General features: G+C 53.2%; 8 protein-coding genes. 5 read left to right on the forward strand and 3 right to left on the reverse strand.

Annotated features, from left to right (window positions below; translation table 11 throughout):
- Nucleotides 1-625 precede the first annotated feature (625 nt).
- Together V6D20_07925 and V6D20_07930 are read left to right on the forward strand one after the other, a co-directional pair.
- Nucleotides 626-1,855, forward strand: coding sequence for an META domain-containing protein (locus V6D20_07925; GenBank protein HEY9815712.1), 1,230 nt, complete (start codon nt 626-628; stop codon nt 1,853-1,855).
- A gap of 353 nt (nt 1,856-2,208) precedes the next feature.
- Entirely contained in the window at nt 2,209-3,924 is a 1,716-nt protein-coding gene (locus tag V6D20_07930; protein HEY9815713.1) for a hypothetical protein, read from the forward strand.
- 336 nt (nt 3,925-4,260) lie between these two features.
- Here V6D20_07930 and V6D20_07935 read toward each other — a convergent pair whose 3' ends face one another.
- Nucleotides 4,261-4,575: a hypothetical protein gene (locus tag V6D20_07935; protein HEY9815714.1), complete on the reverse strand. Its 315-nt coding sequence runs from the start codon at nt 4,573-4,575 to the stop codon at nt 4,261-4,263.
- A gap of 133 nt (nt 4,576-4,708) precedes the next feature.
- Nucleotides 4,709-5,137 carry a pentapeptide repeat-containing protein gene (locus tag V6D20_07940; protein ID HEY9815715.1) on the reverse strand — a complete coding sequence of 143 codons (429 nt, stop codon included), beginning with the start codon at nt 5,135-5,137 and terminating at the stop codon, nt 4,709-4,711.
- A 354-nt stretch (nt 5,138-5,491) separates the two neighbouring features.
- On the opposite strand from V6D20_07940, the gene V6D20_07945 reads away from it, so the two are divergent.
- Genes V6D20_07945 through V6D20_07955 form a run of 3 tightly spaced genes read left to right on the forward strand, consistent with a single transcriptional unit; the run spans nt 5,492 to nt 8,083 of the window.
- Nucleotides 5,492-6,244, forward strand: a complete 753-nt coding sequence (locus V6D20_07945; protein HEY9815716.1) for a sirohydrochlorin chelatase — start codon at nt 5,492-5,494, stop codon at nt 6,242-6,244.
- A 38-nt stretch (nt 6,245-6,282) separates the two neighbouring features.
- Complete coding sequence (cobA, locus tag V6D20_07950; GenBank protein HEY9815717.1) at nt 6,283-7,080, forward strand: uroporphyrinogen-III C-methyltransferase; 798 nt, start codon at nt 6,283-6,285, stop codon at nt 7,078-7,080.
- A gap of 37 nt (nt 7,081-7,117) precedes the next feature.
- Entirely contained in the window at nt 7,118-8,083 is a 966-nt protein-coding gene (locus V6D20_07955; GenBank protein HEY9815718.1) for an RluA family pseudouridine synthase, read from the forward strand.
- 156 nt (nt 8,084-8,239) lie between these two features.
- Here the strand turns inward: V6D20_07955 and V6D20_07960 are convergent.
- The coding region (locus V6D20_07960; protein ID HEY9815719.1) for a phycobilisome rod-core linker polypeptide at nt 8,240-8,883 on the reverse strand (644 nt) is incomplete at its 5' end.

Below are 8,883 nucleotides of genomic sequence, written 5' to 3' on the forward strand. Positions count from 1 at the left end.
AGGCGATCGCTCCTTCTGTACTGCCGGATCCAGACGTTGCTGAATCGTCAACTCAGGCTGTCCCTAAGTCGTCTGATGCTGAACATCTCAGCCATAAAACGGATTAGGTCCCTTGTTTGGCCGCTGGCATGGTCGGAGGCGATCGCGCATGTATTAGCTAGAGTTATATCTATGACTAATATATGCGTAAAGTTTAATCATCAAAGGTCTGTGCTCTTTGTTACAATTTGTGTCAAGAGAAATACTTGATTCTGAACGAATGGGAACGCGCAGATCAGGATTCCTCTGAGACTGAGAGCAACGCATATAAAACGTCAGCGCTGGATGAATTATCATTCAGCGTTTTTGTCTTTCTGAACCATGGACCTGGGAAACGGGGGCGATCGCTCTTCATGTCAAACCGGGTGAACAGGTATACCTAGATGGCACGGGTGATCGATGTGAGCCCAAGCTCTGCGCAAGCCGATGTCTTGGAACCCTTAGGAGAGCGATCGCGTCATCACCTCATGCCAACTCGTTCAAACTGCATTAAGCATCACGTAATATTTCTCTGGGCTAGTCCCCGGTTTCGGCATTGCGCTGGTTGGCTTTCCCTGTCCCCTCTCTTCAAGGTCAGATTAGCCCTATGCCCTCTGCATGGTTGTCTTGTTTCAGTTGTCTTCTAGCGGTTGGCACCCTGGCCTCCTCTGGTGTGGCGCTGCCCCTCAGCGATCGCGCCCCGGTTATCCCACCCGACATCGTTACCCTAGAACCGGAGTCACCCTCGGAGTCCCTGGTTCCGGAGGTAGATCCATCTCCCACCCCGACCTTGGTGGACACGGCCTGGCTCTTAGATCGCTACCAAACGGCTGACGGTCAGTGGCTCACGGTGCCGCCCCATCTTTTGGTGTCGCTCAAGTTTGATCAAGACTACTTGGGGGGCATTGACGGCTGTAATTCCTACGGTGGCCCCTACTCGATGGAGGGCGATCGCCTGCGCCTTGGCGATCTGCAAACTACCTTGATGGCCTGTCAGGATGTGCCGGACTTGGGGCTATTTGGAGGGGTACCCAGCGACAACAGCCGCGTGGAGTGGAGTGAAACTCACCTCTACTTAGCGAATGCTGAGGGTGTACGAGTGGCAGAATTTGTCCCTTTCGGGTTTCGCAACCGCTGGCAGCTTGAAACCTATCGCAATGTTCGCGGGGACATGGTGGATCTGAGACTTCTAGGGCAGTCCCTGTTTCTCAATCTCGACCCCGACGGGCAGATGGCGGGCGACTTTCTTTGTCATCAGGTGTCGGGTTTCTATGAGCGATCGCCCGATCGCCTTGACTGGACGCTGGATGAGATGGCCCAAACCGGCTGTGATTCTTTGGTAACGCGATGGCAGGACATTCAGATCATGGCGCTGCTGGCCGAGGAAGCGATCGCCTACCGCCAAGTCAATGATGAACTCAAGCTCATGGATGCATCGGGGAATGAAATCATGACCCTATCCCTCCTGCGCCCTTGGCCCCTGCAAGGAAGCTGGCGGCTGTTGTCCTTGGCTCAAGACGCCAATGCACCCCTAGAGGGCACCACCATCACCCTGGACTTCACAGAAGCCTCCGCCGTCGGTGAACGAATTCTAGGCGAGGTGAGTGGGGAAGCCGGTTGCAACCGCTACATGTCATCGTTTACCCTGGAGGGCGATCGCTTAACCCTTTCCCCTGCTGCGTCTACCCGGATGTTCTGTGGAACGCCGGGAGTGATGCAGCAAGAACAGATCTATTTACAGCAGCTTGAGCGAGTGGCTCACTACCGGATCGAGGGCGATCGCCTAACGGTGATGGATGATCAGGGGGAAGCGATCGCCCAGTTCATCATGGACTAGTCGGCAGTCGGATGATGAACATTCAACCAGATTTGATGTAAATATTAATGCTGGGTTTCTCGCTTTAATTGATACTTGATTGAATCCGTATAAATCGGGATTTCAACACGACTCAAACCCATGTCCCGCAGTTGTACGGTTGCTCTAATTTTGCATGAAAAGCGCTTGGGGGAAATCTCTGAGCGCTTTGTCATTCTGGTTAGATCAACCCTCTAGATTCCGTAGTCCTGCACATCTGCCCCCGCTGAAACCCTCGTTTAATTGAGGTGTCTGGAGTAACACCAAATGTATGACTGAACTGGGCAAGTTGCTTTAGATCCATGGATTGAGTTGATCAGGAAGAGCGGAACCTCATGACTACTAATGCTGTAGATGTCTTAGATACTACAAATACTCTCGTCGGAACGTTCACTACCATTCAAGCTGCGGTGACTGCTGCTAGCAGTGGAGATACGATTCGGGTACATGACGGAACCTACGATGAAAACGTCATGATTGACAAACCAATTACCCTATTGTCTGTTAATGGACGAGGATCGACGATCATTAGTGGTGCGGTTGGGACGCCTCTTGGTGCAATACAAATTCGGCCTAACGTCAACAACGTTACGATTGGCGGACTAGACCAAGGGTTCACCATCACAGGGCTAAATGGCAATGGTGCCATCGAAAAAGCTGCTGTCTACATCCAGGGAAACAACAGCAATATCACCATTCAAGGCAATGAACTCATCGCCAACGGAGATAGCGCGCTAACGTCTGAGTTTGCGGCCAGTGTCACGAATGTTTTGCTCGATAACAATATTTTTTCGGGCAAAACCTTTGAAGGAGACAACCCAAGTGGTGTTGGGTTTGGAACTCAGTTCAACGTTGGCAACAATGCGCCTCGTCAACTTGTGGTAATGGGCAATGGTGGATCTGGCCCTTACACTAGCAGCAATATTATTTTCTCCAACAACCAAATTACTGGAACGGCGGGCGGCATTAGCATCGATGACGGCGTCTCTGCTCAAGGCAATAACTTGGTGACCATTGATGCTGACACAGTGCTGTTTGAAGGAAATGTCTTCACGGGATTTACTAACCGTTTCGCTGTTTCGCTGCGATCGCGAGGCCCCAACTCTAGCCTGATCGACAATACCTTTGATAGTTCAGCCGGAGGAGGAAATTCCCACTTTATTTCCATTGACTATAAGGGAATGCCAGGCCTCCTGAGCGGCAACAACTTCTTGGTATCAGCAGGCACCTCCGTTTCGGGTACCGTCGGGGACGATATCATCACCACAGCCTTCGATGCTTTGTTGCCGAATACCGTTCTCGATGGCGGCATTGGAGATGATCTCCTCGTGTTGGCAGGTGGCAGCAGCACCGATAAGTTAGTTCTACGCGGTCTATCTGATAACAGTGCCCAGAACTTTGTTTCTGGAACCAGTTTGGATAATGTGTCGATTCAGAATTTTAGCCAATTTGATCTCTCTGAGTTTCTTGGACAGATTATTTTCAGAGGCGGCAGTGATGATGAGAGAGTGATCGGCGGTGTCGGCAATGACATCCTGCGGGGCGGGGAAGGAGATGACCGCCTAGAGGCGATCGCAGGAAATAATATTCTTCGAGGCGGTGCTGGAAATGATAGTTTGCTGGGCGGTTCCGGAAACGATCGCCTAGTTGGAGGACAGGGGAACAATAGTGTCCAAGGCGGTTCCGGTAATGATACGTTAATCAGTAGCTCAGGGCAGAATCTCTTAACCGGCGGCATGGGGAGCGATACATTTATCTTCCTCACCGTCGGCGGACAGGAGAATATCATCACGGACTTCGATGTAGCCCAAGACCAGATCGTCGTTCATCGGCAGTGGTTTGGCGGAGATCTGGCAAGGGGGATATTGGATAGCCGTCAATTTGTATTGGGGAGTCTCGCCCAGACTGCAGACCATCGGTTCATCTACAATGAGCAATCAGGAGAGCTGTCTTTCGATGCCGATGGTAGTGGTTCCCAAGCACAACAGTTAATGGCTGTGCTCAATAATCGCTCGTCTCTGTCTGTTCAGAATATTAGGGTGATAGGGTGAGATAAGGGATCCTGGTTGCCAATTCTAATGCTCGTCCCCCATTCGGTTTGAACTATAGATTTATCCTGGATACAGGATAGTCCCAATCGTTCTCTTCATAGCTGTTGATGGGGGACAGTGCAACTACCGATCTTGGAGGAAGCGTTCGTGCAGCGTAACGCATTGCTCAACATCGGATAGTCTCAACCATTGATCGATAGAAGACGTTGACTCACCCCCGACATGAGCCAGGGCGATCGCCCCTTGCTCTTCCTCAGACTCCGTTGTGACCTGAGTACGGCACTAGATGATTGCGCTCCCAGTCTTGGGTGATGGTCAGCATGGAGCTTATGAAGCCTATCCTAATCCGCGTTGCCGTTCCAGAAACTCGACCTCGGGAATGAGAGGATCGTTGACCATGCCGATGCCTGTATAGCCCCAGCGCTGCATGAGCTTTGAGAGCTGACTAGGGGCGATCGCTTCCACAGCAAAGTGCTCAGCTAACTCCCCGGCATGGGTGTTGAGGTAGCTGAGTGCATCTGCGTGGTCGGTGAAGGTGAGGATATAGGTGGGGCGATCGCCCTCATGGGCGCCCTGTCCGCGCATTTTGGCGACAAGGTATTGACCATCGGTTCGCGATCGCACGAGATAGTAGAGTTGAGAGCCTGTCATAGTACCTGCCTGAACACCATGAGTCATGCTGCCTGATCCGATCCCATATGTAGAGGGGATATCAGGACTTCTCATCATGGCACACGGCTGCTCAGGATCCAATGCCTAGCTAGAGCCAGGATTGTCGTTAGAATTAGTCTCCGCCTACACTAATGTCGGTGCCGAGAATCTGAGCATTGGTGAGGTCGATATTGTGTATAGACGCCCCTTCCACTAATGCGTGAAACATCGTGGCATTAGTCATGTCAGCACTGTTGAGGTTGGCATAGCTAAAGTTGGCATTGGTGAGGAATGCGCCCGTTAAATTAGCCTGGCTGAGATTGGCACCTTCCAAATCAGCGCCTTCTAGGTTACTATTAACCAGTGATGCGCCGCTCAAATCTGCCTCCCGTAAATCTGCGCCAATCAGATGGGTTCCGCTTAGGTCTGCATTGGTTAAATCGCAAGATTGACAGGATCCTGTGCTCAGCAATTGCTGAACGTGCTCGGGATTTTCTGCTCGGGCCGGTGCTGCCACCAATAAAATTGGGATAGCTGCCAACGTTAATATCATCTGTCTCATAGCACTTGCTCCAAGTCACGCCTCGCTACAGTGACTTCAGGTTGTCTTGAGTAAACTCCGCAGATGTTGCTAAGACATGCTATTTTGTTAATCTGAAGTTAACAATTATCGGACATAGAGGTAACAGGTTGCCTAGACAAGGACTTGTCTTTGTGGCATCGTCTGCTACTGACCTGAAGGGTTTTGTAGCTCTATAGTTCTAGTGTATGCCAATTCCTAGGCTGGAGCTTCTTCCTAGGGGAGGAACTTCACATGGCTGAAACCGGGGCGATCGCTCTCGTTGGGTAGAGATTACCCTGGCGGCTACTGGTCGAATTGCATAGTTATTACGGTTGCTCTGGGATTGCTCAACCCATGCCTTTACCCCCCGTCGCCTATCTTCTGGTTACCCACGGTAGTCGTGATCCGCGATCGCCTTGGATGGCCTGTCAATTGGCAGAACGGGTGCAGCATTGTCTGCAAACTTCTACTGCTGCCCCGCTGTGGGTGGAAACTGCCACGCTGGAATTGGCCGATGTGCCACTGCATCAACGCATTCGGCAGTTGGGCGATCGCCTCTATCACCATGGAGGAACAATGCTCCAGATTGTGCCGCTGTTTCTGCTGCCCGGTGTGCATGTGCGCGACGATATTCCAACAGAGGTGGCGATCGCCCAAGCCCATCTGCCGACTCTAGACGTGCAGATATGTCCTTACTTAGGCAGCCATCCGCATATGGCGCAACTGCTGCAGCGGTTGTTAGATCCAAGGGTAGGCAGCCGAGTGCTGGTGTCCCATGGCAGTCGGCGGGCTGGCGGCAATGCGCCTATTGAGGCGATCGCTGCTCAGCTTGGGGCGTTGCCGGCCTACTGGTCGGTGGCTCCGTCCTTGGAAGGGCAGGTGGAGCAGTTGGTGGCCATGGGCACCCAAGCGATCGCCATTGTGCCCTACTTTTTGTTTACGGGGGGGATTACCGATGCCATCGCCCAGCAGGTGCATGACCTAGCCCAGCGCCACCCCACGATTCAGTTCTCGATGGCCAAACCTCTAGGGGCGACGGCTGAGGTTGCCCATCTGGTGGCCCAGTTAAGCGATCGCCCGGCCCCGGATCGCTATGTGTCTTGTTGATTGCCGCTAGCCCGTTCAATTTCTATTCTGTGGTGCCTATGCAAGCTGCTTCCTTTGGTTATGTCTATCTCGTGGGTGCGGGGCCCGGCGATCCAGGATTGCTGACCCTGAAGGGTAAGGCCTTGCTGGAATGTGCCGATGTGGTGGTCTATGATGCCTTGGTCAGCGAGCCGATTCTGGCGATGATTAATCCCCAGGCAGAAAAAATTAATGCGGGCAAGCGGCGGGGACGGCACTCGCTGTACCAGGCGGATATTACCCACCTGTTGATTGAGAAGGCGAAAGATGCGGCAATCGTGGTGCGTCTTAAGGGGGGTGATCCTTTTGTCTTTGGGCGTGGCGGTGAGGAAATGAGTGATCTAGTGGCAGCGGGAGTGCCGGTGGAAGTAGTGCCGGGAATCACCTCGGGGATTGCAGCTCCAGCCTATGCGGGAATTCCCCTCACCCATCGCGACCATAGTTCATCCATCACCTTTGTGACTGGGCACGAGGCGGCGGGCAAGTATCGTCCAGCGGTCAACTGGCAGGCGATCGCTCAATCGTCGGAGACCATTGTGATCTATATGGGCATCCACAATATGGTGCACATTGTCAGTGAATTACAGCAGGCGGGCTTGAGTGCCGATACGCCCGTTGCCTTGGTGCGTTGGGGCACGCGTCCTGAGCAGGATGAACTGATTGGCACCCTCGGCACAATTCTGCAGCAACTTGACGAGACTGGGTTTAGTGCGCCAGCGATCGCCGTGATTGGTTCGGTGGTCAATCTCCACGACACCCTGGCGGTTTGTCGCCCGCGGGTACAAGACGTCCGAATGTCGGCTCCCGGCATAGACTAGATCTAGCCAAGATTCGTAGTGTTGTAGATAACCGTCGTTGAACTATTCCCTCGATCCATCCCCGTCCGACCTAGAGGACGACTCCATTTGTCTTGATGTGCAGCAGGGCGGCGATCGCCTTGACCGATGGCTCTCGGATCACCTGCCGGAGTTTTCCCGGGCCCGCCTCCAGAAGCTCATTGAACAGGGGCAGGTCTGGGTGAATGATGCGCCCTGCAGCAGTAAGAAGCAGGCTGTGCAAGCGGGCGATCGCATTACCGTGACAATTCCAGAGGTAGAACCGCTAGACCTAAGCCCGGAGGCGATTCCCCTCGATATTCTCTATGAAGATGAGCATCTAATTATTCTCAACAAAGCGGCGGGAATGGTGGTGCATCCAGCTCCGGGGCATCCTAGGGGTACCTTGGTGAATGCGCTGCTGGCCCATTGTCCTAACCTGCCAGGCATTGGCGGCGTCCAGCGTCCGGGCATTGTCCATCGTTTGGATAAAGACACCACCGGGGCGATCGCGGTGGCTAAAACCGATTTTGCCCTACAGCATTTACAGGCTCAGTTCAAAACTAAAACTGCCCGACGCGATTACCTAGCGGTGGTGCATGGTTCCCCTAGTGCGGATCAGGGAACGGTGGATCAACCCATTGGCCGTAATGTAAGCGATCGCCACAAGATGGGCATTGTGCCTGAAGATCGTGGTGGACGGCGGGCGGTCACCCATTGGTCGGTGGTGGAACGGCTGGGCAACTACTCGCTCCTGCAGTTTCAGCTGGAAACGGGACGCACCCATCAAATCCGAGTTCATGCCGCATTTTTAGGCTATCCCGTGGTGGGCGATCCGGTTTACAGTTCCAATCGCTCCATCGGCGTTAAGCTCAGCGGACAAGCACTCCATGCCGAACGTCTGCGGCTCCAGCATCCGATGACCCATGAATGGATTGAAGCGATCGCTCCCCTGCCCCAATCTCTGATCACCTTGATTGAGGTGCTGCGGCGACGGCAGCCTTAAGGTCATTCAAGATCATCTTGGAAACTACAGCACTCTGAGAATCTACCAAACATCCTGAAAACCCAAAGGAGCCGTCCCGTCTAAAGTACCCTGCGATCGCAGGCCAACCCTAGATGGAACGACTCCTGATTTGGGACGTACGTTAGCTGACGAAACTTAACGGCGAGGCACAGAGGCTTCGATGTTGATGTTCATCGCCGAAACGCGAGGGGTGGAGCTACCCTTGGTGGAGACGCTACGGGCCATATCCAAGAACATGGCAGGGTTGCCAGCGCGGAATTTTTGCTCTTGGGGCACAAAACGACGCACTTGGTTTTGCCAGATGATTTGGGGGAAGCCCAACTGGTTGCGGTGGTAGCTGTCGTAGCGCGGGGTTTTCAGGTTGAATGGAGTTTCGCCCTGGGTGCGCTGCAGCAAAATTCGACGGCGCTGGAACGGTACTGTGTTGTAGCCAAAGCTGTTGAGGTACTCTTCGCTGTCGAGGAGCGCATCCACAAAGCCTTGAACGCCTTCGTTGACCACCACGATTGACCAGGCAATCTTTTCGCGCTCGCTGTACACATCGCGGCCGAGGACGCGCTGCACACAGATTTCCACGAATCGGTAGTTGCTATTCGGTTCAAAATTACGGCGACGGAATGGGTCAGAAATCACAAGTCCACGAATGAAATCGCGAACGGTAATTTGCCCATTCCGAAGCTGAGATTCCAAAAAGGTTTGACGATTGCTTTTGAGCATTTGATGCTCACTAAAAATTTGACGATAGGCAGCCCAAATCAACCCATCCATATCGGAGGGAG

Source organism: Candidatus Obscuribacterales bacterium, from assembly GCA_036703605.1.
Taxonomy (GTDB): Bacteria; Cyanobacteriota; Cyanobacteriia; order RECH01; family RECH01; genus RECH01.

Coding starts and splice junctions, on each gene's coding strand:
- cobA (HEY9815717.1), top strand. CDS start 6,283: ATGCAAGCTGCTTCCTTTGGTTATGTCTATCTCGTGGGTGCGGGGCCC.
- V6D20_07930 (HEY9815713.1), top strand. CDS start 2,209: ATGACTACTAATGCTGTAGATGTCTTAGATACTACAAATACTCTCGTC.
- V6D20_07945 (HEY9815716.1), top strand. CDS start 5,492: ATGCCTTTACCCCCCGTCGCCTATCTTCTGGTTACCCACGGTAGTCGT.
- V6D20_07940 (HEY9815715.1), bottom strand. CDS start 5,137: ATGAGACAGATGATATTAACGTTGGCAGCTATCCCAATTTTATTGGTG.
- V6D20_07935 (HEY9815714.1), bottom strand. CDS start 4,575: ATGACAGGCTCTCAACTCTACTATCTCGTGCGATCGCGAACCGATGGT.
- V6D20_07925 (HEY9815712.1), top strand. CDS start 626: ATGCCCTCTGCATGGTTGTCTTGTTTCAGTTGTCTTCTAGCGGTTGGC.